The following is a 26663-nucleotide window of genomic DNA, read 5'->3' as shown; positions in this document are numbered from 1 at the left end:
AGCGGAGCGAGCTCCGCCCTACAGCGGCGGCATCGAGGTGATGTCGTCGGCGACCAGTTCGATCGCCATGACCAGTGCGTCCTCGCGACCATCGCGGGCCGGGTAGTAGCGCGGCCGGCGGCCGATCTCGTTGAAGCCTTCGCTGTGGTACAGCGCGATCGCGCCCGGATTGGACGGGCGCACTTCCAGGAAGACGCGCTGTGCGCGGTGGTCGCGGGCGATCTTCACCAGCGCGCGCAACAGGTGGCGACCGAGACCGCGCCCCTGGCGTTCCGGTGCCACACAGACGTTCAGCACATGCGCCTCGTCTGCCGCGATGCTCAGCAGGCCGTAGCCGATCACCAGTCCGTGTTCCGTCATCACCCATGACGGGTAACCGGCCTTCAGGCAATCCTTGAAGATGCCGCGCGTCCAGGGAAACGGATAGGCGCGCTGCTCGATCGCCATCACCGCGTCGAGGTCGCCCTCGCGCATCGGCCGCAGGCTGGACGTGGACCCCGGCGAGGCCTCGACGCCCAGCGCGCTCATGTCGCGATACCGCGGCGCAGGCGACGCAACAGCGGCCACAGCGCGCGCTTGGCGGCCGGGTTGCCGCGCAATTCCGCCGAACTCGGCCATTGCGCGATCAGGGCGGCGGCTTCCGGCGCATTGGGATTGCAGCCCGATGCGCGGATCAGCGCGAAATGCAGGCGGTCCGGCAGCTTCGCGCCACCGGTCCGGGGCGCCGATGCCTGGCGCACGGGTGCGGGTCGCTCGTCAGCGTCGGGTGCCGGTGGTCTTGCACGCGGCGCAGGCGTTGTCGGTGTCGCCGCCTCCGTGCGTACGTCCTGGATATCCACCCTAGCCGCCGCCGGGGCGCCGGCCTCGGTCGGCCAGTCGGCGGGCAGGTAGATGGCGTGGCCGAGTGCGCGAAGCCAGCCCTGCTGCTCGGCCGACCACAAACGGTCCGCCGCCAGCGTCATGCGGAAGCATCCTTGTGCCGGCGCGCGCGCTGCCACAGCCAGTAACCGGGGCCCGACAGCGCGTACACCACGCCCACCGCGAACAAGGTGCGCGGCAGGTCGATGAACAGGATCGCCAGCACCAGCGGCACCAGCGCCAGCACCACGAACGGAATGCGGTCGGCCTTCGCCCCGCCCTCGCCAGTGCCCTTGAAGCTCCAGAAGCGGATGCGGCTCACCATCAGCAGCGCCGCGACCAGCGTGACCGCCAGCGCCAGATAACGCAGTTCCTCGCCCGTCCAGCCCAGTTCGCCGTCGGCGAACGCCCATACGAAGGACATCATCAGTCCGGCGGCCGCCGGACTGGCCAGGCCGATGAACCACCGCTTGTCCACCGTGCCGACCTGCGTGTTGAAGCGCGCCAGGCGCAAGGCGGCGCACGCCGCATACAGGAATGCCACGACCCAGCCCACGCGCCCCATCACGCCACCGTCGAACTTCAGCGCCGACAGCGACCAGTGGTACATCACCAGCGCCGGCGCCAGGCCGAAGCTGACCAGGTCGGCCAGCGAGTCGTACTGCACGCCGAAATCGCTGCTGGTGCCCGTCAGGCGCGCCACGCGGCCATCGATGCCGTCCATCAGGCCCGCCACGAACACGGCGATGGCCGCATTCACGAACTGGCCGTTGGCGGCGGCGATGATCGCGAAGAACCCCGCGAACAGGCCCGCGGTGGTGAACAGGTTGGGCAGCAGGTAGATCCCGCGGGAGCGCGGGGGCGGCTTGATTTCGTTCATGGGTCGCAGTTTAGCCCAGCGCTCCCCTGCCCGGCTTGCCTGCGCGGCCCGGGGGTGCTGCAATCGGGTCCCCCGTGATCCGGAGCTTCCCATGCGCCTCCTGTCCTGCCTGTCCGTGTTGGCGCTCTGCCTGGCTACCGCCTCCACCGTGCAGGCCCAGCAGGTCTACCAGTGGAAGGACAAGAACGGGGTGACGCACTACTCCGACAGCCCGCCGCCCAACCAGCAGGCTGCGCAGAACCGCCGCATCAACCAGTATGGTGCCGCGGCCACGGATGCCCCGCAGCCGGCCGGCAAGCCGGTCGAAAACCCGCAGTGCACGACCGCGCGCGCCAACCTACAGATGCTGGCGGCCACCAAAGGCCCGATCCAGCAGGACACCGACGGTGACGGCAAGCCGGACACCACGCTGGACGACACCGGTCGGGAGAACCAGCGCAATCTCGCCGAGGCCGCGGTGAAGGCCTACTGCAAGCCGGCCGCCGGCACCTGATCCGGCCGGATGCGCGCCTGGCTGGCGATCGCGGCAGGCATCGCACTGGGGGTCGGCGTCGCCTGGTGGCTCGGCCGGGAAGCCCCTGACGCCACATCGCGCAAGCAGGCGCGCGCGGACGACGCCGCGGCCGCCCAGGCGCGCGAAACCCGTCCTTCGCTGTATCGCTGGCGCGACGACGCCGGCGTGCTGCAGATCACCGAGCAGCCGCCAAAGGGCCGGCGCTACGAACGCATCGACCGCGACACGCCCGCCGGCATCCGCGTGAGCGGCGACGCCGCGACCGACGCCGATTGACCCAGCGCCGCCCCGCGTGCGGCCAAGGCTGGCAAAATAGGCGATTCGCCCCTCCCGGATCCCCCTGCCGATGCGCCTGTCGCAGTTCCACCTCCGCACCACCAAGGAAACCCCGGCCGATGCCGAGCTGGTCAGCCACCAGCTGATGCTCCGCGCCGGCATGATCCGCAAGCTCGCAGCCGGCCTGTACACCTGGTCGCCGCTGGGCCTGCGCGTGCTGCGAAAGGTGGAAACCGTGGTACGCGAAGAGATGGACCGTGCCGGCGCGATCGAGATGATCATGCCGACCATCCAGCCGCGCGAGCTGTGGGAGGAGACCGGGCGCTGGGAGAAATTCGGCGGCCAGTTGCTGAAGATCACCGACCGCAAGGAGCAGCACTTCTGCTACAGCCCGACGGCCGAAGAGGCGGTGACCGACTTCGCGCGCCAGGAGCTGTCCAGCTACAAGCAGCTGCCGGTGAATTTCTACCAGATCCAGACCAAGTTCCGCGACGAGATCCGCCCGCGCTTCGGCGTGATGCGTGCGCGCGAGTTCGTGATGAAGGATGCCTACTCGTTCCACATCACCGACGAGGACCTGGTGCGCGAGTACCGCAACATGCATGCGGCCTATACGCGCATCTTCACCCGCCTGGGCCTCGACTTCCGAGCGGTGCAGGCCGACAGCGGCGCCATCGGCGGCGATGCCTCGCAGGAATTCCATGTGCTGGCCGATTCGGGCGAGGACGCCATCGCGTTCTCCACCGGCTCCGACTACGCCGCGAACGTCGAAGCCGCGCAGGCGGCAGCCCCGGGTCCGCGGCCGGCCGCCACGGAGACGTTGAGCAAGGTCGCCACGCCCACGCAGAAGACCTGCGAGGAGGTCGCCGCGCTGCTCGGCATCCCGCTGCAGCGCACGGTGAAGTCGGTCGCCGTCATGACCGACGCCGGCTTCGTGCTGGCACTGGTGCGCGGCGACCATGCCGTCAACGAGATCAAGCTGGGCAAGGTCGCCGGCATGGCCGACTACCGGCTGGCGACGGAGGCGGAAATCCTCGCCCACCTCGGCAGTGAACCGGGCTTCCTCGGCCCGATCGACGCGAAGCAGGCGATCCGCGTGGTCGCCGACCGCGACGTGGCGGCGATGGCGGATTTCGTCGTCGGCGCCAACGAGGCCGGCTTCCATCTCGCCGGCGTCAACTGGGGTCGCGACCTGCCGGAACCGGAGACGGTAGCCGACATCCGCAACGTGGTCGCGGGTGACACGGCGGCCGACGGTGGAGAGATCCGCCTGGTGCGCGGCATCGAGGTGGGGCACGTGTTCCAGCTCGGCCGCAAGTACAGCGAAGCGATGAAGTTCACCGTGCTGGACGAAACCGGCAAGGCCGCCACGCCGGCCATGGGCTGCTACGGCATCGGCGTGTCGCGCATCGTCGCGGCGGCGATCGAGCAGAACCATGACGCCAACGGCATCGTCTGGCCCGCGCCGATGGCGCCGTGGGCTGTTGCGGTGTGCATGATCAATCCGAAGGACGACGCATCGGTGAAGGATGCCGCCGAGGCGCTCCTCGCCGACCTGCACGCTGCCGGCATCGAAGCAGTGCTGGACGACCGCGGCCTGCGCCCGGGTGCGATGTTCGCCGACATCGAACTGATCGGCATTCCGCACCGGGTGGTGGTATCCGAGCGCGGGCTGGCGGCAGGCACGTTCGAATACCGTGCGCGTCGCGCGCAGGACGCGGAGAACATCGGCCGCGAGGACCTGCTCGCACGCCTGCGCGCCTGATGCCGCGGGGATGCGCGAACCGGCATCCCCGCACCCCCGGGTTTGTGCGGCGATTCCGTGGTCGCTTACCATCGTGCCACTGCCAAGGACGGGCTTTCCCTTCCTGACTGGAGATAGTTGATGTCGATCGACCTGCGTAACCTGTCCGCCAAGGAACTTGGCGCCTTGATCGAAAAGGCCAAGCAACAGCAGAGCAAGCTGGCCAAGCGCACGCCCATCGCGACGGTGCGCGGCAAGATCACCAAATTCGCCAAGGCCGAGGGCTACACGCTGGAGGAGCTGTTCGGCGCCGGCGGCACGCGCCCCGCCAAGGCAGCGAGCAAGCCTGGACCGCGCGCCGGCAAGAAGCTCGGCAAGGTCGCGCCGAAGTACCGCAACCCCGCCAATCCGAAGGAAACATGGACCGGTCGCGGCAAGCATCCGCGCTGGATGGCCGCCCTGATCGCCAAGGGCAAGAAGGCCGAAGACTTCATCATCAAGAAGAAGTAACCGCGCTTCGCGTGATGGAAAGAAACGGGAGGCCTGGGCCTCCCGTTTCCGTTTGCGCGCGTCAGAGATTCTTGCGCGACGAGATCAGCAGGTTGCCGAACAGCAGACCCGCGATCAGCGCCATCACCACGTTGGTGACCGCCAGCAGGGCAGACTGGCCCACGCCCACGTCCTGCTGCTGCACCAGCGTCAGCAGGCCACGCAGGCTCGTACTGCCCGGCACCAGCATCAGGATGCCCGGCACGCGGATCAGCGCGCCCGGCCGGTTGGCCCAGCGCGCGAAGGCATTGCCGGCGGCGGTCAGCGTCAGGGCGGAGAGGAAAATGCCCGCAGGAACATCCCAAGCTTGAAGGGGATACCGAGAGATGCTGTATCCGGCAATCGCTGCCGCCATAACCCAGAAATAATCGCGCCGGTGTGCTTTGAAAAGCACGGCAAAGGCATAGGCCGCCACGACCATTGAACCCCACTCCACCCACTCGGGCTGCGGCCTTGCGGCACGCACTTGCGGCTCCAGACCCAGCAATGGTGCAAGCGTCACCGCGATCATGCTACCCACGGTCAGTTTGAGCACGGTCGCGACTGCGCCGGCAAAACGCGCCACACCGGACACCAGATGCTGGCTGGTCAGCTCGTTCACGGCGTTGGTCAGCGCCATGCCGGGCAGCAGAACGATCAGCGAGGCGATGATCACCGTGTTGAGGTTCAACGGGGCGATGAAGCTCGCGACCAGGATCGCGACGAAGCCGGCGACCAGCGCCGAGATCGCATCGCTGGCCTCCTTCATCTGCGGCCGGCGCGCGATCAGTTCGCCCAGCACACCGATGATGATGCCGATCAGGCCGGCGGTGGCGATATCCAGCCACGGCAGCCGCCACAGGCCGGCCACGGCTGCCGCGGCCAGGCCCGAGGCGAAGATCTGCATCGCGCGCCAGCGCCGGCTCGGGGTGCGGTCGAGCGCACGCAGCGCCGTGTGGCCCTGGGCGATGCTCATCTGGCCGGACGACACCGCATCGGCGATGCGGTCGGCTTCGCTCAGCTTGTGCAGGTCGGTCTCGCCCGGTGCCAGACGGATGACCCGCGTGCTGTCGCTGGCGCCCAGGGGGCGCGAAGGATCGCTGAAGCTGAGGATCAGCCCGGTGGGGTTCGACCACGGTTCGCAATCCAGGCCCAGGCGCTGGGACAGGCCCACCACCGTGCCTTCCAGACGCTGCGCGGTCGTGCCGTAGCTGTGCAGGCGCCCGGCGATCTCGCAGACGAAGGCGATGCGCTGGGCGTAGGTGGCGGACATCAGGATGTCGTCGGGCATCGGCACAGTATCGCCCAAGGGCCACGCGCATGGCTTCACCTCGTGCTGCTTACACTACGCACCGACGACGTGGGCAGGGGACACCGTGGGGATCGGCGAAGCCATGGCGCTGGGCAGTGCCGCCGCATGGGCGGTGGGCGTGATCCTGGCGCGCCAGCTGGGCGCGCACCTCCCGCCCCTGGCGCTGAATCTGCTGAAGAACGCGCTGGTGCTGTGCGTGCTGGCACCGGTGGCGCTGTTGCTGCATGCCGGCGCGTGGCCCGCCCTCCCGACGCGTGACCTGCTGATCGTGCTGGCCAGCGGCGTGATCGGCATCGCGCTGGCTGACACGCTGTATTTCCGCGCGCTCAACGAGCTCGGTGCCGGCCGCATGGGCGTCATCGGCAATCTCTACAGTCCGCTGGTGCTGCTGTTGGGGTTCGTCTTCCTCGACGAACGCCTGGGCGGCGTGCAGTGGGTGGGGTTCGCGCTGGTGGCCGGCGGCGTGCTGCTGGTCAGCCGCCCCTCGCACGGGCGCCCTGCCGATCCCGGGCACACCGTGCGCGGCATCGCGCTCGGCGTGCTGGCGATCGCGCTGATGGCGGTCGCCATCGTGATGGTGAAGCGCACGCTGGAATCGCAGCCGCTGTTGTGGGTCACCCTGCTGCGTCTGTCCGGCGCGCTGGCCGGCCTGCTCCTGCTCGCCTTGCTGCCCTCCATGCGCCGACGCATGCGCTTCGTCCCCGCCGATGTTCCCTGGCACCGGCTGGTGCTGGCCGCCCTGATCGGCCAGGGACTGTCGATGGTGCTGTGGCTGGGGGGCTACAAGTTCACGTCGGCCTCGGTCGCGGCGATCCTAAACGAGTCCGCATCGGTCTTCCTGGTGGTGCTGGCGGCGCTGTGGTTGCGTGAACCGTTGGGCCGTCGCGGCGTTGTCGGCGTGGCACTCACGTTCACTGGGATAGCCTGTATGCTCCTTGGCCGAGCGACGCCATGACCCCCACCCTTGCCCGCCCGCAGTACGAAGCCGATCCCGGTGACCCCCAGCGCGTGAAGCTGGCGGGCGACTGGACGCTCGCCAGTGCGCTGACGGTGGCGGAACAGCTGAAGACGTTGCCCGACGCCGTCAACCGGCTAGACGCGACCACCATCAACCGCATCGATTCGGCGGGCGTGCTGCAACTGCTCCGCTTCGCCAAGCGCCGCGGCATGGATCCGTCGGACATCGAGTTCCGCCAGGACCACCAGGCCCTGGTCAGCACCATCGAGGACGTCGCCGACGACCGACCGCCGCGCAAGCGCGACTACGGCTTCCTGGCTGCGCTCTCGCGCCTTGGCTACCGGGTGCACCAGAACAAGCAGGACATCGTCGCCCTGCTCAGCTTCACCGGCGAGAACCTGGTCAAGCTGGTCCGCATGGTCAAGGAGCCGCGCCGCTTCCGCGCCACCGCCACCGTGGCGCACATGGAAGCCGTCGGGCTGGACGCGGTGCCGCTGGTGATCCTGCTGTCGTACATGGTGGGCGCGGTGATCGCCTTCCTCGGCTCCACCGTGCTGCGTGATTTCGGCGCGGAAATCTACGTGGTGGAACTGGTCAGCATCGCGTTCCTGCGCGAGTTCGCCGTGCTGATGACGGCGATCGTCCTGGCCGGTCGCACCGCCTCCGCATTCACCGCGCAGATCGGCGCGATGAAGAGCCGCGAGGAGATCGATGCGATCCGCACGCTGGGCCTGGACCCGGTCGACCTGCTGGTCATCCCGCGGCTGATCGCGCTGCTGGTGATGCTGCCGCTGCTGACCTTCATCTCGATGATGGCGGGCCTGGCCGGCGGCGTCACCGTCGGCGCCTTCGACCTCGGCATTCCGCCGCAGATGTACATCGCGCGCATGCACGACACCATCGAGGTGAAGCATTTCCTCGTCGGCCTCTCGAAGGCACCGATATTCGCGCTGGTGATCGGCCTGATCGGCTGCCTGGAAGGGCTGCGCGTGGAAGGTACCGCGCAGTCGGTGGGCGAGCGCACGACCTCCAGCGTGGTGCAGACGATCTCGCTGGTCATCATGATCGACGCGCTGGCTGCGCTGTGGTTCATGCACATGGACTGGTGACGGCGCATGACCGACGAATCCCCCATCATCCAGGTGCGCGGACTGGCCAACCGCTTCGGCGCACAGACCGTGCACGAAGGCCTGGACCTGGACGTGCGTCGCGGCGAGATCCTCGGCGTGGTCGGCGGGTCCGGCACCGGCAAGTCGGTGCTGATGCGTTCGATCCTGGGCCTTCGCCAACCCGACGAAGGGCAGATCACCGTTCTCGGGGAAGATGCGCGCTCGGAAGATCCCGCCGCGCGCCAGCACATCGAGCGCAACACCGGCGTGCTGTTCCAGGATGGCGCCCTCTTCTCGTCGCTGACCGTCGGCGAGAACGTGCAGGTGCCGCTGAAGGAGCATCATCCGGAACTCCCGGACAGCTGGCGCTACGAGCTGGCGCTGCTGAAGGTGAAGCTTGCCGGCCTGCCGGCCGATGCGCTGAACAAGCTGCCGTCGCAACTGTCCGGCGGCATGCGCAAGCGCGCCGGCCTGGCGCGGGCACTCGCGCTGGATCCGCCGCTGCTGTTCCTCGACGAGCCCACCGCGGGCCTGGACCCCATCGGTGCGGCCGCGTTCGACCGTTTGATCAAGACACTGCAGGAAGCGCTCGGCCTGACCGTCTTCCTGATCACGCACGACCTCGACACGCTGTACGCGATCTGCGACCGCGTGGCGGTGCTCGCGGACCACAAGGTCATCACCGTGGCACCGTTGCCCGAGGTGGAGCGCTTCGATCACCCCTGGGTACAGGAATACTTCCACGGCCCCCGTGCACGCGCAGCGCGCGGCGGGCAGCAGGCCTCCGGGCCCCTTCAATCGCAAACGGCGGTCTGATCCATGGAAACACGCGCCAACTACGTCCTCATCGGTGCCTTCACCCTCATCATCGCCGCCGCGCTGCTGCTGTTCGGCCTGTGGGCGGCGAAGTACTCCTCCGAGCGCACCTGGCAGGAATACCAGGTGGTGTTCCGCGAAGCGGTCACCGGCCTGACCGTCGGCAGCCCGGTGCAGTACAACGGCATTGCGGTCGGCTCCATCACCAAACTCTCGTTGGCGCCGAACGATCCGCGCCAGGTGATCGCCCGCATCCGGGTGGAGTCGTATACCCCGGTGAAGACCGATACCCGCGCGAAGCTGGCCATCACCAGTCTCACCGGCCCGACCATCATCCAGCTCAGCGGCGGCACACCGCAGGCGCCGTCGCTGACCAGCGTGGACACGCGCGAAGCGCCGGTCATCCAGACCGCGCCGTCCGCACTGCAGAACATCACCGATACTGCCAACCGCATCGTCGAGCGGCTGGACCAGGCCCTCAGCGACAAGAACGTCGCCAGCATCACCACCACGCTGGCGAACCTGGAAGCGATGAGCACGTCGCTGGCCAGCCGCGAGGATGGCATCGAGGCCCTGATCGTCAGTGCGCGTGATGCCGCGCAGAACCTGGACAAGACGCTCACCACCACCAACGGTGCCATCGAGCGGCTGGACAAGAATCTGGTGCAGGAGCTGCCCGGCATCCTCGACAAGCTGGAAACCACGCTGGGCAAGCTGGATTCCGCCGCTGGCAATGCGGACGCGATCCTCGGCGAGAACCGAGCCGCCATCAACAGCTTCGCCAGCGATGGCCTCGGCCAGCTCGGCCCCACGCTGACCGAATTGCGTGGCCTCGTACGCGATCTGCGCCGCGTCAGCGACCGTCTCGAAGGCAATCCCGCGCGCTACCTGCTCGGCCGCGACGCACCCAAGGAGTTCGACCCGAAATGAAGCCGATGCGCCTTCTGTTCGCCCTTCCTGTCTCCCTCGCCCTCGCGGGCTGCTCGATCCTGGGCAGCGAGCAGCGCGACCCGGTCACGATCTACGCGCCCGATGTTAGGGTCGCGCCCGAGCCGGGCTGGCCGCAGGTCGCCTGGACCCTCATCGTGGCCAAGCCCACCGCCGCGCGCGTGATCGACAGCCCGCGCATCAGCGTGCGGCCGACGCCCGGCGAGCTGCAGGTGTATCGCGGCGTCTCGTGGGCCCTGCCCGCGACTGACATGCTGCAGGACGCCGTGCAGCGCACGCTTGAGGATTCCGGGAAGATTCCCGCCGTGGCCAGCGCCGATGCCGGCATCCTCGGCGACTACAAGCTGGTCATGGACCTGCGCCGTTTCGAGGCCGACTACGCGGGTGGCGCGGTACCCGCCGCCGTGGTCGAGGTGAACGCGAAGCTGGTCAACAACCGCGACCAGCGCGTGGTCGCGTCGCGCACGTTCCTGCAAAAGAAGCCGGCCGCCAGCACCGATGTCCCGCAGGTCGCGGACGCCTTCGAACAGGCGTTGGAAGCGGCCACTGGCGACATCGCCGGCTGGATCCTGGTGTCGGGCAACAGCGACCCCAAGGCTAACCGCTAGTTGCCCCTCAGCCTCAGCGCCGACGCGCGGGATCGATCAGGCGGAACGTCAGGTTGATGCGCGGCGCCACCGGCTTCGCCGTGCGTGGCAGCGCATGCCGATAGTGCCTTTGCGTCTCGCCCGCCATCACCAAGAGGCTGCCATGCGGCAGTTCGAACGCCGCCCTCTGCGCGGGATCCTGCCTGTGCTTGAGCAGGAACCGGCGCACGCCGCCGAGGCTGATCGACGCGATGACCGGCGCCGGGCCCAGCTCCGGCTCGTCATCGCTATGCCAGCCCATCGCATCGCGGCCATCGCGGTAGAGATTGGCGAGCACGCTGTTGAACGGCACGCCCAGTGCGTCCTGCAGTCGCGCCCGCAGTCCCGACAGCGCCGGGGTCCACGGATGCGGCAGGAAATCCGTGCCGGAATAGCGGTACACGGCATCCGCATCGCCGATCCATGCGCTCAATCTCGGCGAATCGACGCTGCGGCCGAACAGGCGGATGCGATGCACGCTCCACGGCAGCGACGCCCGCAAATCGGCGAACAGCGTGTCAGCTTCCATGGCCGGCAGCCAGTCGGCATGACAGGCCAGCGATGCGCCCGGCAGCGCCTCATGGCGTCCATCCGGCGAGAGCGGAAGGGGTATGGTCATGCCGTGATGCTCGCGGATTTGCCCCGCTCCGCGCAAACGCCGAAAATGCGGGAAGCCTAACGCCACGCTGGAGCCGAACCCGATGTCCGATGTCGAACGCGATGTGATGGAGTACGACGTCGTCACCGTCGGCGCAGGACCGTCGGGGCTTGCCTTTGCCATCCGGCTCAAGCAACTAAATCCGGATATCTCCGTCTGCGTCATCGAGAAGGCCAGCACCATTGGCGCACATATCCTGTCCGGCGCCGTCATCGAACCCGCGCCGCTCGACGCCTTGCTCCCCGGCTGGCGCGACAACCCGCCGCCGGTCTGCGTGCCGGCCAAGGACGACGAGTTCTGGTACTTCAGCAAGGACGGCGGCCGCAAGTTCCCGGTGGTACCGCCGGGCATGCGCAACCATGGCAACTTCATCGTCTCGCTGGGCGCGATGTGCGCCTGGCTGGCCCCGCAGGCCGAAGCGCTGGGCGTGGAAATCTACCCGGGTTTCGCTGCGTCCGAAACGCTGCACGATGACGACGGCAAGGTCGTGGGCGTGCGCATCGGCGACATGGGCATCGCGAAAGACGGTAGCCACAAACCGGGATACACGCCCGGCATCGACATCCGAGCCAAGGTGACCGTTCTGGCCGAAGGCGCGCGCGGCCACCTGACCAAGCGGCTGGTGAAGCGCTTCGCGCTGGACAAGGACAGCGATCCGCAGGCGTATTCGATCGGAATCAAGGAACTGTGGCAGGTGCCGGAGGGCCGCGTCACGCCCGGCAAGATCGTGCACACGCTGGGCTGGCCGGCCAGCAACGACATCTACGGTGGCAGCTTCCTCTACCATCTGGAGAACAACCAGATCGCGCTCGGCTACGTCAGCGGCCTGGACTACAAGGACCCCGAGTACAAGCCCTGGGAAGCCTTCCAGCAGTGGAAGAACCACCCGCTGATCAAGCCGCTGCTCGAAGGTGGGAGCATACTGTCCGCCGGCGCGCGCGCCATCGTCACCGGTGGCTGGCAGTCGCTGCCGAAAGTCGAGATGCCGGGGGCACTGCTGATCGGCGACACCGCCGGCCTGCTCAACGTGCCGAAGATCAAGGGCACCCACCAGGCGATCCGCAGCGGCATGCTGGCGGCCGAGCACCTCGTGGCATCGCAGCTGGCACCCGAAGGGTTCGACGCGAAGCTGCGCGCCTCGGACGCGATGGCCGAGCTGAAGTCCGTCCGCAACATCAAGCCCGGCTTCAAGAAGGGCCTGTGGTTCGGCATGGCCAACGCCGCGTGGGAAACCCTCACCGGCGGCCTGTCGCCGTGGACGCTCAAGGTGAAGGCCGACTGGTCCTCGCTCGACAAGGTCGGCGAGCACGAGGAGACCAAACGCGACTACGTGGACCGCACGCTGGCACCGCGTGATCGCCTGCAGGGCGTTTACTACGCGGCCACCGAGCATGACGAAGACCAGCCCGTGCACCTGCGCGTGCACGACACCTCCGTGTGCGTCACCCGCTGCGCCGCCGAATACGACAACCCCTGTACCCGCTTCTGCCCGGCAGGCGTTTACGAAATCGTCGACGACGGCGACGGCAAGCGCCTGCAGATCAACGCCGCAAACTGCGTGCACTGCAAGACCTGCGACATCAAGGACCCCTACCAGATCATCGACTGGGTGACGCCGGAAGGCGGCGCGGGGCCGAATTACCAGAATCTGTAGGCCTTCGGCCTACTGCGCCAGGCGATCTGAATAATGCAAACGGCCCACACTAAGAGGGCCGTTTGCGATCCATCCTGGAGCCGTCAGATATTCGGGGGCGGCTCGCTCGTCCAATCCGTTAGCGGTTGCCGACTACCCAGCCACTCGGCAGATCCGCGACCGCGCTGTTCGTGAAATCACCATCGGTACGACCCACGAGCATCCGAACCGTCGTCGCGTTGGAGAAGACCAAGTCTGCCCGGCCATCCGCATTGAAATCACCCGCGGACCGCAGCGTATAACCAGGCAGCGTCACCGCACTGGCACGTCCCGAACGCTGGGAAGCGCCGTCCATCAGCCAGTAGTACACGGACCCGGTGGCTACATGGGACAGGATGATGTCGGCCTTGCCGTCTGCGTCGATGTCACCCGCGCCTCCCACGACCCACCCAGACGGGAGGTCCGCGACGACGCTATTGGTGAAGTCGCCATCGGCGCGACCCACCAGCAACCGGACGGTGGACGCGTTGGAGAACAGTAGGTCCGCACGACCGTCGGCATTGAAGTCAGCAACGGCGCGCAACGTGAAGCCTGGTACCGTTACCGCGCTCGCGCGGCCGGACCGCTGCGAGGCGCCGTCCATCAGCCAGTAGTAGACCGATCCTGTGGCGGCATGGGTAAGCACGACATCAGCCTTCCCATCCGCGTCGACGTCGCCAATCCCGCCAACGGCCCAACCCGAAGGCAGATCGGCAACCGCGCTGTTCGTGAAGTCACCATCGGTGCGGCCCAGCAGCATACGGACCGTCGTGGCATTCGAATAAAGCAGATCGGCACGCCCATCAGCGTTGAAATCCCCCGAACCACGCAGGGTGTAACCCGGTAGCGTGACCGCGCTGGAACGACCCGACCGCTGGGATGCGCCATCCATCAGCCAGTAGTACACGGATCCGGTGGCCGCGTGCGTGAGCACCACGTCAGACTTGCCATCCGCATCGATGTCGTACGAAGCACCGCCCAAACGGCCGAACAGATTGGCAAGCACCCAGCCGGAAGGCAGATCGGCGACAGCCGTGTTGGTGAAGTCACCATCCGACTTGCCGAGCAGCACGCGCACGCTGGTGGCATTCGAGAACAGAAGGTCAGTGCGGCCGTCGGCGTTGTAATCGCCCGTGGCGCGCAGCGTGTAGCCCGGCAGCGTGATCGTGCTGGCACGTCCCGACCGCTGCGTCGCACCGTCCATCAGCCAGTAATAGACGGAACCCGTGGCGCCGTGCGTGAGCACGATGTCCGTCTTGCCATCGCCATCGATGTCACCGGCGCCGCCCACGACCCAACCGGACGGAAGGTCTGCGACCAGACTGTTGGTGAAGTCGCCATCGGATTTGCCGACCAGCAGACGCACCGTTGTGGCGTTCGAGAACAGGAGGTCTGCACGACCGTCGCCATTGAAATCGCCGGTCGAACGGAGCGTGTATCCCGGCAGCGTGATCGTGCTGGCGCGACCGGAGCGTTGTGCCCCACCGTCCATCAACCAGTAGTAGACCGAACCGGTAGCACCATGCGTCAGCACGATATCGGACTTCCCGTCCGCATCGATATCGCCCACCCCGCCCACAACCCAGCCAGACGGCAGGTCGGCAACGAGCGTGTTGGTGAAGTCGCCGTCGGTCTTGCCAACCAGCAGGCGCACCGTCGTCGCATTGGAGAAGAGCAAGTCCGCGCGACCATCATTGTTGAAGTCGCCCGTGCCACGCAGCACATAGCCCGGCAGCGTGACCGTGCTTGCGCGGCCCGAGCGTTGGGCCGCGCCATCCATCAGCCAGTAGTAGACCGAACCGGTCGCGCCATGCGTCAGGACGATGTCCGACTTGCCGTCGCCATCAAGATCCATGAGCGGGTTGTTATCGAACGGCACAATCGTAGCGCGAAACGCAGCAACAACCGGAATCGTCTGATTCAAACTCCGAGCATTGTCTTCACTGTTCGCAACGCCACACGCCAGGTTGCCCGCGCTGCCACACGTGCTCTTGAGCGGGGTCGAGAAGATGCGGTGCGCTGTCTGGCCCGTATCTCCGTAAGCCATCACCGTATAGAAATTACCGGTGGATGCCGTCGTCTTGTAACCGTAGGAATAAGCGAAGGCGCCCGCGCTCGTGGAGTTACCGCGGTCATGCGCCGAACCCATCAGGTGAGCCGCTTCGTGCACAAGCGTCTCGTCGGCGCAGTAATACGTCTTGCCGTCGGTACCCGCATCGAAGCCATCGCTCACGACCGCGTAGCCCCAGGGCGCATCGGCGGAGGTTATCGGCGGTTGGTTGGGGTTGTTGGCGCCATTCGCGCCGTTCAACCAAGCGATACCGCAGCCCTCGTTTTCGGGCGTGTTGAACTTGCGCACCAGGATGGCGATGTCGGCGCCGTATTGGTCACGTGCGGTGCGCAGCGGCGCCAAGCTGGCGGGGACGGTGACGGCGGACTGGCCATTGCTGCCGGTCAGCTCGGACAGGGCCGTCTGGTTGCTGTTGGTGTTGGTGTAGCTCACCTGCACGGCATTGACGACGCGCAGGTAGCCGTTGACGTTGCTGTTCACGAACGCCTGGTTGCCGACCTGGATCAGGAACACCAGACGCGTTGCGGCGCCGGAAGCACCACCATTGGCCGTTGCAAACTCGGGCGTGTAGCCGATCGCCACGTCGATCGTGTTGGCACCAGTCTGGGGCGCGCTCTGCGCCACCGCGACGGCATTTTGGGTCGACTGGGCTGCCGCACTCACCGCTGCCCCCATCGACGAGCGAAGCGCCCTCGCCTCGGGGATCATCACGTCCACATGGCCCTTCGTCGCCGACACCACCTTGGTGGGATCGGTCTGGACCGCGAAGACGGTGCCGTTGCGGGTCTGCAGGCTCAGGGCCGGCTTGCCGTTCGCCTGGGGAATCGAGCCGAACACAGCCTTCTCGCCGAAGGTGATGATGGCTTCCTGCATCGGATCGCCACCGACGAGGCGGCCGATCCAGGTCCAGTTGCCGTCGATCTCTTCGACGTGACGCTCATAACGCAACTTGACCTGGCTGCCATCGGGCGAGGGCACGGTCATTTCACCGGTGGCGATACCCTTGAAGGCGTGCGCTTCGCTGATCGCGGTCGGGAACCAGGTATAGGCGCCCTCCTGCTTGGTGGGCGTTGCCTTGTCGGGAAAGGACAGCAGCGCGCCGCGGTCCGGCAAATTCGCGATGGAAGCGCCAATCGCGCGCGCCAGGGGCAGCGACGTCGGCAGCGCGCCGGTCGGCTTGCTGGCGGCGACACCCCGCATCCCTGCCATGCCCGATTCGGGGCTTTCCCCACTGCACCCGGCCAAGACCAACATCAAGGCGCAAGCGCCGACCCGGAGTTTCATACGTACGCCTCTGAGAAAAACGGATAGAGCCCCTGAACCGACACTATAGCCCAGCCCCCGGGCCACAAAACAGCCAACGGGTTCGCCTCTCCGGGTTATCGGCAGCAAAACGTACAGCTGAAAGTCAGGCGTGCGCCATGGCGCAAAAGAAGTGGACGTGCATCACGACTTGAGGCGACTCAGGCGACAGGCCGGAAGGGTACGCCGGTCTTCGCCACCAGTTCCTCCCCGGTCACGCCGTCGGCTTTTTCCACCAGCACCAGACCGTCGGGGGTGACGTCGAACACCGCCAGATCGGTGATGATCCGGTCCACCACGCCCACGCCGGTCAGCGGCAGGTCGCATTGCGGCAGGATCTTGTGGCTTCCGTCCTTGGCCACGTGCTCCATCAGCACGACGATGCGCTTGACGCCGGCCACCAGGTCCATGGCACCGCCCATGCCCTTGACCATCTTCCCCGGGACCATCCAGTTCGCCAGATCGCCCTTGTCGGTGACCTGCATGGCACCCAGCACGGCCAGGTCGATGTGGCCGCCGCGGATCATGGCGAAGGAGTCTTGGCTGCCGAAATAGCTGGCGCCCGCGCGGGCGGTGACGGTCTGCTTGCCGGCATTGATGAGGTCGGCGTCGACCTCGTCCTCGGTCGGGAACGGGCCGATCCCGAGCAGGCCGTTCTCGGACTGCAGCCAGACGTCCACGCCGGCGGGAATGTGGTTGGCGACCAGCGTAGGCAGGCCAATGCCCAGGTTCACGTAGGCGCCATCGGTCAGTTCGCGGGCAGCGCGCTGCGCCATCTCATCGCGGGTCCAGGGCATCACTTGTCTCCTTGGCGGACGGTGCGCTGTTCGATGCGCTTCTCGGGGGTCGGGTTGTGGACGATGCGGTCCACGTAGATGCCCGGCAGGTGGACGTGATCGGGATCGATCGCGCCGACTTCCACCACTTCCTCGACCTCGGCGATGCAGACCTTGCCGGCCATGGCGCAGGCCGGGTTGAAATTGCGCGCGGTCTTGCGGAACACAAGGTTGCCGGCCTTGTCGGCCTTCCACGCCTTGACCAGCGACACGTCGGCGATCAGCGCTGTCTCCATGACATACCAGTGCTCCCCGAACTGGCGGGTTTCCTTGCCTTCGGCCACCACCGTGCCGTAACCGGTACGGGTGAAGAACGCGGGGATGCCTGCGCCGCCGGCGCGCAGGCGCTCGGCCAGCGTGCCCTGCGGATTGAATTCCAATTCCAGCTCGCCCGAGAGGAACTGGCGCTCGAATTCCTTGTTCTCGCCCACGTAGGACGAAATCATCTTTTTGATCTGCCGGGTTTCGAGCAGCAAGCCCAAGCCGAAACCGTCCACGCCCGCATTGTTGGAAATGGCCGTCAGCCCCTTCACGCCACTGTCCCGCAGCGCGCCGATCAGCGCTTCCGGAATGCCGCACAGGCCGAAGCCACCGACCGCGAGCGTCTGGCCGTCGGCTACGACACCCCGCAGCGCATCCGCCGCGCTGGGATAGAGCTTCTGCTTGCCTCCGGAGCCGGGGTTACCCGCCATGGCGTGATCCATTCGATAAGGAAAGCGGCATTCTACCCAGCACCCCGTCGCCGACACAGGTACTTTCGGGCAATGGGAATCCCGCGCGGGACGTGCGCGTACACTGAGGCACATGAAGACCCTTGCCCTCGTCACCGCCGTGGGAGCCACCGGACACGATGACGACCTCGTACCGCTGCTCGATGCGTGCGCCGACGCCGGCCTGCATGCCCGCGCCGTGGCCTGGGACGACCCCACCGTGAGCTGGGGCCGCTTCGATGCGGCTCTGCTGCGTTCGCCATGGGATTACACCGAACGACTGTCCGAGTTCCTGGCCTGGTGCGAACACGCGGACCGGGTGACCCGTCTGCTCAACCCGCTGAATGTCGTCCGCTGGAACACCGACAAGCACTATCTCGCGGACTTGGCCACCATCGGCATCCCCGTGGTTCCGACACGGTTCGTCGAGCCCGATGCCGAGCCCATGGACGCGTTGTCCGGATTTCTGGACGAGTTCGATGCACCGGAGTTCGTCGTCAAACCCACGGTGAGCGCCGGCGCCCGCGACACCCAACGGTATGCCTGGGACCAGCAGTTCGTGGCCGGCAACCACATCGGCCGCCTGCTCGAGCAGGAGCGCAGCGTGATGCTGCAACCCTACCTGCCCTCGGTCGACCAGCACGGCGAGACCGCGCTGCTGTATTTCGACGGCCGGTTCAGCCATGCCGCCCGCAAGTGCGCGCAGCTGCCCTTGGGGGAGACGGCGCGACAGGCGCCCATGGCACTCGGTGAGATCGCGGCAACGGTCGCTTCCCCCGCCGAGCAAGCGCTGGCCGAACAGGTTCTTGCCGCAACCGCGCGCCTGCGCCAGCTCGAGGCGCCTCTTCCGTATGCGCGCATCGATCTGCTGACGGGCGCCGACGGCAAACCGCAGCTGCTGGAACTCGAGCTGACGGAGCCCTCGTTGTTCTTCGCCCAGGCCCCCGGCAGCGCCGCCCGTTTCGCGGCCGTGCTGGTCTCCCAGCTGGCGGACGGTACCGTACGGACTCGCATGGACCCCGCCTGACGGCTAAAATCCCACGCCTGCCCTCGGCCAGCCGCCGCCGGGCCTCACCGTCGCATACAGGAATTCCCTCAGGATGAAGATTCTCGTCGCCTACAAGCGCGTGGTGGACTACAACGTCCGCATCCAGGTCAAGCCGGACGGGTCCGGCGTGGTCACCGACGGCGTCAAGCTGTCCCCCAATCCCTTCGACGAGATCGCGCTGGAAGAAGCCCTGCGCCTGCGCGACAAGGGTATCGCCACGGAAGTCGTGGTCGCCACCATCGCCCCCGCCGACGCCCAGGCGCACCTGCGCAACGGCCTGGCCATGGGCGCCAACCGCGCCATCCACGTGGTCACCGACCAGGCCACCCAGCCGCTGACCGCCGCCCGCACCCTGCTGAAGCTGGTCGAGAAGGAATCGCCGGACCTGGTGATCCTCGGCAAGCAGGCCATCGACGACGACGCCAACCAGACCGGCCAGATGCTGGCCACGCTGTGGGGCCGTCCGCAGGCGACGTTCGCCGGCAAGCTCGACATCGCCGACGGCAAGGCCACGGTGGTCCGCGAGGTCGATGCCGGCTTGGAAACGCTCGAGGTCGACCTTCCCGCGGTCGTCACCACCGACCTGCGCCTCAACGAACCGCGCTTCATCAAGCTGCCCGACATCATGAAGGCCAAGAGCAAGCCGCTGGAAACGATGCAGCTGGCCGACCTCGGCGTCGAATCCGCCGATACGCACAAGACCACGCACTACGCTCCGCCTGCCAAGCGCAGCAAGGGCGTCATGGTGAAGGACGCGGCCGAGCTGGTCGCCGCACTCAAGCAGAAGGGGTTGCTGTAATGGCCAAGGTTCTCGTCATCGCCGAACACCTGGACGGCAAGCTCAACGCCTCCACCGCCAAGACCGTCAGCGCCGCCGCCGCCGTGAACGCCGACGCCATCGACGTGGTCGTGCTGGCCGCCGATCCGTCGGCCGTGGCCGCCGAAGCCGCGCAGATCACCGGCGTCGCCAAGGTGCTGACCGTCGCCCATGCCGCCAATGCGAACGCCATCGCCCAAGTGCTGGCCCCCCAGATCGCCAAGCTCGCCGCGGGCTACACGCATGTGTTCGCGCCGTCCACCACATTCGGCAAGGACCTGCTGCCCTGCGTCGCCGCCCTGCTCGGCGTCAACCAGGTCTCAGACCTGATGGCCGTGGAAGGCACGCACACCTTCAAGCGCCCGATCTACGCCGGCAACGCGATAATCACCGTCGAAACCCCGGCCGACCAGACCGTCGTCGCCACCGTGCGCACCGCATCCTGGCCGGAAGCCGCCAAGGGCGGTAGCGCGGCCGTCGAAGCGGCGAACGTCGACGCTACGCTCCCTACTCACACCCGCTACATAGGCCTCGCAGCCGGCAAGTCCGACCGCCCCGACCTGCAAAGCGCCAAGCGTGTCGTCTCCGGCGGGCGCGGCGTGGGATCGGCCGAGAACTTCAAGGTGATCTACGCCCTGGCCGACAAGCTGGGCGCCGCCGTCGGCGCCTCGCGCGCGGCCGTGGACGCCGGCTATGTGCCCAACGAGCTGCAGGTCGGCCAGACCGGCAAGATCATCGCCCCTGAGCTGTACGTGGCCGTCGGCATTTCCGGCGCCATCCAGCACCTGACCGGCATCAAGGACGCTGGGACTATCGTGGCGATCAACAAGGATGGGGAAGCGCCGATCTTCGAAATTGCGGATATCGGGTTGGTGGGGGATCTATTCCAGTTGCTGCCAGAGTTGGAAGCACAACTTTGATGGGGAGTGCCCTGCGGCACGACCCGTATTCGTACGGATGGCCACGATGACCGCGCTTCGCCCTCCCGGAGAGGACGCACCCCCTACGGGTGATGCCGAACGCGCATCACCTTCGAACGTCAGGCCCTTGCTGAAGCAGGGCATGCTGTATGGCATGGTCGGCGCTGCGCAGTTGGGTGCCGACTGGCTGGCCTTCGTGGCGCTGTCCTACGTCGGCATGTCGCCCGCGGTCGCCAACGTCTTGGGTCGCATCGTCGGCGCATCGCTGGGCTTCGTCCTCAATGGGCGCTTCACCTTCCGACAGGCAGACGGATCAAGCCACCTGCATGTCCGCAGCTTGTCCAGATTCGCCATATCATGGGCGACGATGACGGCACTGAGTACTTTACTTGTCACGGCTTCGGTGTCCGCCCTCGGGCTAGAAGCCACATGGATCACAAAGCCCATGATTGATGTCCTGCTTGCCGTTGCCGGCTTTGTCGCATCCAAATACTGGATTTATCGATGAGCGCTAGCCTCGGCTCCAATCAAGCCAGCGCGCCTGCCGGATGGACGTCGGGCATCGCGGTTGTCATCCCGTGCTACAAGGTGGTCAAGCACATCCAGGACGTCATCGCGCAGATCGGTCCTGAAGTGGATCGCATCTACTGCGTGGACGACGCCTGCCCGGAGCACAGCGGCGACCATATCGAGCAATTGGTCGTTGACCCGCGCGTTCGCGTCGTTCGCAACCCTCTCAACCTGGGCGTGGGCGGTGCGGTCATGAATGGATACCGCCACGCGATCGCCGATGGCGCAACCGTCATTGTGAAGATCGATGGCGACGGTCAGATGGATGCGGGCCTGATCGACACCTTCGTGCGCCCCATTCTCAGCGGAGAGGCGGATTACACGAAGGGCAACCGTTTCTTTGATCTCCAAGAGATCAAACAGATGCCCCTGCTCCGCCGCGTCGGCAACCTCGGCCTTTCGTTCTTGGCCAAGGCGTCCACGGGGTACTGGGACATCTTCGATCCGACCAACGGCTACACCGCGATCCATGCCCGCGCTGCCGCACGGCTTCCGTTCGATTCGATAAGCAATCGCTACTTCTTCGAGACGGACGTGTTGTTCCGGCTCAATACGCTCCGCGGCGTGGTCGTCGATATCCCAATGGACGCCAAGTACGGCGACGAAGTGAGCAACCTCAAGATCTCGAAGGTGTTCGGCGAGTTCCTCGGCAAACATGTCCGCAACCTTTTCAAGCGGGTGGTCTACAACTACTATCTCCGCGACATGCCGATCGCATCACTTGAACTGGCGGCTTCCGTGCTGCTGCTGGCGTTCGGTTCCGTTTTCGGCATAGTGAATTGGTGTCTCTCCTCCCGCGCGGACGTAAGCACGCCACTCGGCACCATCATGATCGCCACCGTCTGCGTCGTATCCGGGTTGCAGTTCCTGCTCGCGTTCCTCGCCTACGACACATCGGCGATCCCGCGCCGCCCCATCCACCTACGCCTGAAATAGGGACCGAGGTCCGCATGGAATTGAGACAGTCCTCGCCGGATAGTCGCCTGCTTTCGCAGTACCGGGCCTTGTTCGCCACCTGCTTCCCCGATGCCACCCATCTGGACGAGGCGTACCTGGCCTGGCTTTACGAGGCCAACCCCTCCGGGCACGTGGTCGGCTTCGACGCGTGGGATGGCGACGTACTGGCGGCCCACTATGTCTGCGTCCCGGCCGAGGCCATGCTTCACGGGAAGCCTTCGCGCGTGCTGCTGTCCCTGAACACCGCGACGGCACCGTCGTACCAAGGCAAGGGTCTTTTCACCAAGCTCGCCAACGCGACTTATGCCCGGGGGGCGGAGCTGGGCTTTGATGCTGTCTACGGCGTCGCGAACGCCAATTCGACCCCCGGCTTCGTCAAGAAACTGGGCTTCGAACTGCTGACGCCCCTTGATGCGGCGGTAGGCGTCGGACGCCTCCCCCTCGTATCTATCGCTGCAGCGCGTGAAGCCGCGGAATTCAGTCGTGCTTGGGATCAAGCGTCTCTCGAATGGCGTAGCCGCAACCCTGCGCGCCCCTATCGGCTGGTCAGAAGCGGTGACCGGATCGGCGCCGAAGCCGCGACGGGTCGACTAGGCCTGAAGGCGTGGGCGGAACTGGATGACGCCGATCCGGGTGCCCCGCGCCTGCCCTCCCCGTCGCTCGGCCTCCACCTGCAGCTTGGGCTCATACCCGACGCAGCGCGGACACGCAGGACCGGCTGGATGGATGTTCCGGACCGATTCCGCACCAGCCCGCTCAACCTGATCTTCAAGCCACTCGCCGTCGATACGAGCACGCCGCGTAGCGGCGCCATTTTCTTCGGCCAGATGGACTTCGATGCCTTCTGATCGATCCGCCGTCCTCGCCGTCATGGCACACCCGGACGACGAGTTCGCGATCTTCCCCTGGCTGGCCGATGCCGCGCGCGCGGGTCGGCGGGTTCACTGCGTTTGGCTCACGGACGGCGCGTTTGGAGCGCAGTCGGCGCAGAGGCGGGCGGACGAAAGCATTCGCGCCCTGCAACAGTTCGGGATAGCGCCGGACAGCATGACGTTCCTCGGGCAGCTTCACGACATCCCGGATGGCCACCTGTACGAAATGCTCCCTCTTGCGGTGCGCGAACTCGAATCACTGGCTACCCGCCTGCCCTCCCCCCTCCAGGTCCTCCTACCGGCGTGGGAAGGCGGCCATCAGGACCATGATGCCAGCCATCTCGCCGCCATCGCGGCATCGCGCAGCGTCGTCGGCGCGCAGCTCTGGCAGTACTCCCTTTACCATGGCGCGGGCCTGCGAGGTCCGTTTTTCCGCGTCCTCTCGCCACTGCAGCAGAACGGCAGCACGACAACGCTACCGACGACGATGGCCGAACGCGCGTCCTTCGTCTGGGCCTGCCTGGGCTACCGTTCGCAGTGGAAGAGCTTCCTGGGGCTGCTGCCCTTCTATGCACTGCGCCTGCTGCGCCGTGACGCGTTCGTCCTGCAGCCCGTCGAGCCTACGCGCACCGGCGAGCGCCCGCATCCCGGACCGATGCTGTACGAACGACGCACGCACCTTACCTGGTCCGATTTCGCCAACGCCACGCGCGATTTCCGCCATCACTGAGCAGGACGGGCCTGGCACCGTCCCGTCCGAAGCTCATTCGCTGGGCCGCAGCCGAACACGTGCGATGGCGACACCCAGCGTCCTGCCATCGCCCTCGACCTGCACCGGTGCGGTACTGAACTCGATGCTGTGCGTCGGACTTTCGAGCTCAAAGGTCAGCGGATAGTCCGCCGGCTGCGTCGTCATCGTGACGGCCTGCTCGCGGCCGCCCATTCGCACCACCACCCGCCGATCGGCGTGCGTCGCAGCGACCCAGCCACGGAGCGTCAATGCAACGCGCCCTTCAACGGGGGTGGAGAGCGTCAAGCCAGACACGCGCCCGGAGGACCATCGCCCCCAGGACTCGCGCGCGTGGAAGTGGTTGAGTTGCCTGTCGAGGCCGGCATCTGCGAAGTCGTACACGCGACCGCCATCCGCCTCGGCCGTTGGCGGTGGCTGCGCGCTCATGGGCGGGACATCCTGCCCTGATCCCGTGCCGGTCGCGCCCTTCCCGAGTCGGTAGAGAACCTGTTCGCCGAACTCGACGGCCTGCGCATCCCCGGCATCGACCTGCACGCCACTGGGCGCAATGATCCACTCCACGCCAACGGGCACCGGACCGTTGAAGCTCGCATTGGGCGCCACGCTGACCACGTGTTGCAGGCTGGAGAATTCCATCAGGAAGTACGAGGATCGCCCATATCGATCGCTCACGAGCACGAGCCCGCTGCCGGGCCGGGGGGACCCGAGATAGTCGCGCAGTGCATCGCCCGCTTCGATCGCCGCGCGATTGGTCTCCGAATGCAGCCTAAGCCAGTTGGACATCTGGACATGAGAGCCCAACATCAGGATGACGAGATAGGCCACGTAGGCTGCCAACGGGCGACGACGCAACGCACAGCAGACCGCAAAGACCACGCTCGACGCCAAGACCAGCCAGATCAGCCAGTCATTCGTGCCTCCCATCGACCAATGCTTCATCTTCGAGGTGAAGAACACGAAGACATCCGGGTAGTCCCAGGGATACAGGTGGTACTGGAAGCGCAGATAGAACGCGAACAAGGCGACCGAGGCGAGGGATGCCAGCCCGATGGCCATCGAACGTCGCGACTGGGCGACGGCCCATACCGAGAACCCGAGCAACAGCGGAAGCAGTGGCTCAAGGTAGCGGCCATGAAGGCGGTATTTCTCGAAAGCGCTGACCTGGGATGCCGAATTGGTGAACGCCGCGATCATCACCAGAAACGCGATGCCAAGGAGTCCGACGAGCAACGCCAGTTGCATGCGTTCGCGGTAGTCCGCATCGACCGAAGCGTGTCGCTGCCCGGCGCGAAGCCCCAGCAATGCACGCTTCCACAAGGCACCCACCGCCAGCATGCCTGGGGCGAACATCACGGCCAGCGCCCATACATGGCCGGCCACATAATCCAGCATCGACCACACGTTCTGGAACAGGTAGGTCGGTGAGGACAACCGCGAGAGATAGGAACCGTAGAAACTGGCCACCAGGGCAGAGCCTCCCGATTGGCCATTCATCGAGAACTTGCGCCCTAGGTAAATGAACGCGAGAACCGCCAGCAAGTACAACAGCGCGCGCGTCATCCCCTTTGCCAGCCGGCGCACAAGGCCCCCGGGTTCCACGCCAACGGTCAAAACGCTGGCAGCAACGTAGAACGCTGCGACCGCGACGATCAGAGCTGCTGCATGGGGCTTGACGAAATAGGCGATCGCCGAGGCGAGCGCGGGCAATAACACGACCAGCGGGTTGCGGATCGCCATCGTTCCCATCACCAGGAAAACGGTGCCGTAGACGCAGAACTGGAACTCCACTTCCGGCAGTAACGTGGTCGCGTAAAACGAGAACGGAAACAACAGATAGAGCACCGCCGACATCGTCGCTACGCGTTGCCCGAACGATCGGTGGAACAGCAGGAACAGCAGAAATGACGAAGCCACGTAGAGCAATGCGTTGAACACGCGCCCCACCAGGGCGGTCCGCTCCCTGGACACCGCCTCCCATGCATCGAAAAGCAGGGGGTAGACCTGGTTGTCCACGGCCTGCATCGCGGGGTCGTAACGATAGACGTCCGCACGCGCGTCATCGTATTTGGCAGTCATGAAATAGGCGTACTCGTCGCTGGCCATCACCGGCGACTCGACCGCGATGATCCTCATGACGAGGATGGCGAACATGGCCAGCGCAGCCGCCAGCAAGATGCTCGGCACACGCATGCCTTGGCGCGACTCAACAGTGCGATTCATTTCTGGCGTTCCGGGCGGACAGGTTCAATGAAGCGAAAAGGGCGTCAGGCAAAGCCTGGACGCCCCAGTTCCGACGACCCATTGCTGACGAGTACTACTTGAGCAGTACGCTGCGCCCGTTGTCGCACACGACTTCCTTGCCATCGCGGACGTACGCCAGGCGCAGCCCGTAGAGGCCCGGTTCCAGCGACGCAGCTTGAATGCTTCCGGAAAAACCGGACTTGAGGACATCCGGGGAACCGCCCTGGCTCTGCTGCACGTCCGGCCGCTCGTTCGCGGGCACGAAGGCCTGCTGCCACACGCGACCGTTGCCTGACTGCGATGCGATACGAACCTGTACTTCGGACGGCACACGCTGGCCGGCATCGTCGATCACCCAACCCGCCACCTGGAATTCCTTCCCCTTGGCCTCGATGGGCTTGGCGTCCGGAACGACCACGCCATCGATGGCTTCGAGATTGCAGGTGCCCGAGAGTTCGGGGGTCACGATCTCGGCGGGGGACAGCTCCACAAGAGCAGCAGGCTGCACGGGAGCTTCCGGCGCTGCTTGCTCGGGCTGCCCCTCCGGCTGCGGCGGGGTCGCCGCCTGCTCGTTCTCGGGGCGGCTGCATGCCGCAAGCAACACACAAACCAACAAGGGGGCGACACGACGCATACGACTCTCCATGAGCATTCCAATCTGCCGGCCTT

The 26663-nt window shown here is 66.3% G+C and carries 26 protein-coding genes and 1 pseudogene; 17 read left to right on the top strand and 10 right to left on the bottom strand.

Features of this window, described 5'->3' with window-relative positions:
• Positions 1 to 18 precede the first annotated feature (18 nt).
• The 3 genes from rimI to pssA are packed head-to-tail and all read right to left on the bottom strand — an operon-like array spanning position 19 to position 1738.
• Entirely contained in the window at positions 19 to 528 is a 510-nt protein-coding gene (gene rimI, locus CYU89_RS06690; protein ID WP_296279593.1) for a ribosomal protein S18-alanine N-acetyltransferase, read from the bottom strand.
• On the bottom strand, positions 525 to 962 hold the full coding sequence (locus CYU89_RS06685; protein ID WP_296279592.1) for an alanine acetyltransferase: 438 nt from the start codon (positions 960 to 962) through the stop codon (positions 525 to 527). The genes rimI and CYU89_RS06685 overlap by 4 nt, the downstream gene beginning before the upstream one ends.
• The gene (gene pssA, locus CYU89_RS06680; protein WP_296279591.1) at positions 959 to 1738 is read right to left on the bottom strand and encodes a CDP-diacylglycerol--serine O-phosphatidyltransferase; all 780 of its coding nucleotides are present in this window, start codon (positions 1736 to 1738) and stop codon (positions 959 to 961) included. Before pssA ends, CYU89_RS06685 begins: the two co-directional genes overlap by 4 nt.
• A gap of 91 nt (positions 1739 to 1829) precedes the next feature.
• Here pssA and CYU89_RS06675 point away from each other — a divergent pair, with 91 nt between their 5' ends.
• The 4 genes and pseudogenes from CYU89_RS06675 to CYU89_RS06660 all read left to right on the top strand — a co-directional run.
• Positions 1830 to 2231 carry a DUF4124 domain-containing protein gene (locus CYU89_RS06675; protein ID WP_296279590.1) on the top strand — a complete coding sequence of 134 codons (402 nt, stop codon included), beginning with the start codon at positions 1830 to 1832 and terminating at the stop codon, positions 2229 to 2231.
• A 9-nt stretch (positions 2232 to 2240) separates the two neighbouring features.
• The gene (locus CYU89_RS06670) at positions 2241 to 2528 is read left to right on the top strand and encodes a DUF4124 domain-containing protein (protein WP_296279588.1); all 288 of its coding nucleotides are present in this window, start codon (positions 2241 to 2243) and stop codon (positions 2526 to 2528) included.
• Positions 2529 to 2598: 70 nt separating this feature from the next.
• Positions 2599 to 4293 (top strand): proline--tRNA ligase, encoded by a 1695-nt coding sequence (locus CYU89_RS06665; protein ID WP_296279586.1) that lies wholly within the window; start codon positions 2599 to 2601, stop codon positions 4291 to 4293.
• Positions 4294 to 4413: 120 nt separating this feature from the next.
• Positions 4414 to 4776: pseudogene (locus CYU89_RS06660) on the top strand (H-NS histone family protein); the annotation flags it as partial.
• Between the two features lie 67 nt (positions 4777 to 4843).
• Here CYU89_RS06660 and CYU89_RS06655 read toward each other — a convergent pair.
• Complete coding sequence (locus CYU89_RS06655) at positions 4844 to 6091, bottom strand: threonine/serine exporter family protein (protein ID WP_296279583.1); 1248 nt, start codon at positions 6089 to 6091, stop codon at positions 4844 to 4846.
• On the opposite strand from CYU89_RS06655, the gene CYU89_RS06650 reads away from it, so the two are divergent.
• Genes CYU89_RS06650 through CYU89_RS06630 form a run of 5 tightly spaced genes read left to right on the top strand, consistent with a single transcriptional unit; the run spans position 6078 to position 10551 of the window.
• Positions 6078 to 7067 carry a DMT family transporter gene (locus CYU89_RS06650; RefSeq protein WP_296279581.1) on the top strand — a complete coding sequence of 330 codons (990 nt, stop codon included), beginning with the start codon at positions 6078 to 6080 and terminating at the stop codon, positions 7065 to 7067. The genes CYU89_RS06655 and CYU89_RS06650 overlap by 14 nt on opposite strands.
• Positions 7064 to 8179: an MlaE family lipid ABC transporter permease subunit gene (locus CYU89_RS06645; RefSeq protein WP_296279579.1), complete on the top strand. Its 1116-nt coding sequence runs from the start codon at positions 7064 to 7066 to the stop codon at positions 8177 to 8179. Before CYU89_RS06650 ends, CYU89_RS06645 begins: the two co-directional genes overlap by 4 nt.
• A gap of 6 nt (positions 8180 to 8185) precedes the next feature.
• A complete protein-coding gene (locus tag CYU89_RS06640) occupies positions 8186 to 8995 on the top strand; it encodes an ABC transporter ATP-binding protein (RefSeq protein WP_296279577.1) in 810 nt (269 codons plus the stop codon).
• A 3-nt stretch (positions 8996 to 8998) separates the two neighbouring features.
• Positions 8999 to 9925 carry an MlaD family protein gene (locus tag CYU89_RS06635; RefSeq protein WP_296279576.1) on the top strand — a complete coding sequence of 309 codons (927 nt, stop codon included), beginning with the start codon at positions 8999 to 9001 and terminating at the stop codon, positions 9923 to 9925.
• Positions 9922 to 10551 (top strand): ABC-type transport auxiliary lipoprotein family protein, encoded by a 630-nt coding sequence (locus CYU89_RS06630; RefSeq protein WP_296279574.1) that lies wholly within the window; start codon positions 9922 to 9924, stop codon positions 10549 to 10551. The genes CYU89_RS06635 and CYU89_RS06630 overlap by 4 nt, the downstream gene beginning before the upstream one ends.
• 13 nt (positions 10552 to 10564) lie before the next feature.
• Here the strand turns inward: CYU89_RS06630 and CYU89_RS06625 are convergent, their stop codons facing one another.
• Entirely contained in the window at positions 10565 to 11188 is a 624-nt protein-coding gene (locus tag CYU89_RS06625) for an alpha-ketoglutarate-dependent dioxygenase AlkB (protein WP_296279572.1), read from the bottom strand.
• An 82-nt stretch (positions 11189 to 11270) separates the two neighbouring features.
• Between CYU89_RS06625 and CYU89_RS06620 the strand changes: the two genes are divergently transcribed.
• Positions 11271 to 12881, top strand: a complete 1611-nt coding sequence (locus tag CYU89_RS06620) for an electron transfer flavoprotein-ubiquinone oxidoreductase (protein ID WP_296279571.1) — start codon at positions 11271 to 11273, stop codon at positions 12879 to 12881.
• A 118-nt stretch (positions 12882 to 12999) separates the two neighbouring features.
• On the opposite strand, the gene CYU89_RS06615 is transcribed toward CYU89_RS06620, so the two are convergent.
• From CYU89_RS06615 to CYU89_RS06605, 3 genes are all read right to left on the bottom strand, one after another.
• Positions 13000 to 16179: an FG-GAP-like repeat-containing protein gene (locus CYU89_RS06615; RefSeq protein WP_296279570.1), complete on the bottom strand. Its 3180-nt coding sequence runs from the start codon at positions 16177 to 16179 to the stop codon at positions 13000 to 13002.
• A gap of 254 nt (positions 16180 to 16433) precedes the next feature.
• Complete coding sequence (locus tag CYU89_RS06610; protein ID WP_296279568.1) at positions 16434 to 17069, bottom strand: CoA transferase subunit B; 636 nt, start codon at positions 17067 to 17069, stop codon at positions 16434 to 16436.
• Positions 17069 to 17800 carry a CoA transferase subunit A gene (locus tag CYU89_RS06605; protein ID WP_296279566.1) on the bottom strand — a complete coding sequence of 244 codons (732 nt, stop codon included), beginning with the start codon at positions 17798 to 17800 and terminating at the stop codon, positions 17069 to 17071. Before CYU89_RS06605 ends, CYU89_RS06610 begins: the two co-directional genes overlap by 1 nt.
• A gap of 112 nt (positions 17801 to 17912) precedes the next feature.
• Here CYU89_RS06605 and CYU89_RS06600 point away from each other — a divergent pair, with 112 nt between their 5' ends.
• The 7 genes from CYU89_RS06600 to CYU89_RS06570 all read left to right on the top strand — a co-directional run bounded on the left by CYU89_RS06600 (position 17913) and on the right by CYU89_RS06570 (position 23732).
• Positions 17913 to 18845, top strand: coding sequence for a hypothetical protein (locus CYU89_RS06600; RefSeq protein ID WP_296279564.1), 933 nt, complete (start codon positions 17913 to 17915; stop codon positions 18843 to 18845).
• Positions 18846 to 18918: 73 nt separating this feature from the next.
• Positions 18919 to 19665 (top strand): electron transfer flavoprotein subunit beta/FixA family protein, encoded by a 747-nt coding sequence (locus CYU89_RS06595; RefSeq protein WP_296279563.1) that lies wholly within the window; start codon positions 18919 to 18921, stop codon positions 19663 to 19665.
• On the top strand, positions 19665 to 20603 hold the full coding sequence (locus CYU89_RS06590; protein WP_296279561.1) for an electron transfer flavoprotein subunit alpha/FixB family protein: 939 nt from the start codon (positions 19665 to 19667) through the stop codon (positions 20601 to 20603). Before CYU89_RS06595 ends, CYU89_RS06590 begins: the two co-directional genes overlap by 1 nt.
• A gap of 127 nt (positions 20604 to 20730) precedes the next feature.
• On the top strand, positions 20731 to 21111 hold the full coding sequence (locus CYU89_RS06585) for a GtrA family protein (protein WP_296279560.1): 381 nt from the start codon (positions 20731 to 20733) through the stop codon (positions 21109 to 21111).
• On the top strand, positions 21108 to 22109 hold the full coding sequence (locus CYU89_RS06580) for a glycosyltransferase family 2 protein (protein WP_296279558.1): 1002 nt from the start codon (positions 21108 to 21110) through the stop codon (positions 22107 to 22109). The genes CYU89_RS06585 and CYU89_RS06580 overlap by 4 nt, the downstream gene beginning before the upstream one ends.
• A 14-nt stretch (positions 22110 to 22123) precedes the next feature.
• Entirely contained in the window at positions 22124 to 22978 is an 855-nt protein-coding gene (locus CYU89_RS06575) for a GNAT family N-acetyltransferase (protein WP_296279557.1), read from the top strand.
• Positions 22968 to 23732 (top strand): PIG-L family deacetylase, encoded by a 765-nt coding sequence (locus CYU89_RS06570; protein ID WP_343125241.1) that lies wholly within the window; start codon positions 22968 to 22970, stop codon positions 23730 to 23732. The genes CYU89_RS06575 and CYU89_RS06570 overlap by 11 nt, the downstream gene beginning before the upstream one ends.
• A 33-nt stretch (positions 23733 to 23765) precedes the next feature.
• Here CYU89_RS06570 and CYU89_RS06565 read toward each other — a convergent pair whose 3' ends face one another.
• Positions 23766 to 25973 (bottom strand): glycosyltransferase family 39 protein, encoded by a 2208-nt coding sequence (locus CYU89_RS06565; RefSeq protein ID WP_296279555.1) that lies wholly within the window; start codon positions 25971 to 25973, stop codon positions 23766 to 23768.
• 94 nt (positions 25974 to 26067) lie between these two features.
• Complete coding sequence (locus CYU89_RS06560; RefSeq protein ID WP_296279553.1) at positions 26068 to 26628, bottom strand: hypothetical protein; 561 nt, start codon at positions 26626 to 26628, stop codon at positions 26068 to 26070.
• Positions 26629 to 26663: the final 35 nt, after the last annotated feature.

The sequence above is a fragment of the Pseudoxanthomonas sp. genome (assembly GCF_002863005.1).
In the GTDB taxonomy this organism is placed as follows: domain Bacteria; phylum Pseudomonadota; class Gammaproteobacteria; order Xanthomonadales; family Xanthomonadaceae; genus Pseudoxanthomonas_A.
Note: the sequence above shows the minus strand (reverse complement) of the source record. Positions and strands in the feature narration are given on the sequence as shown.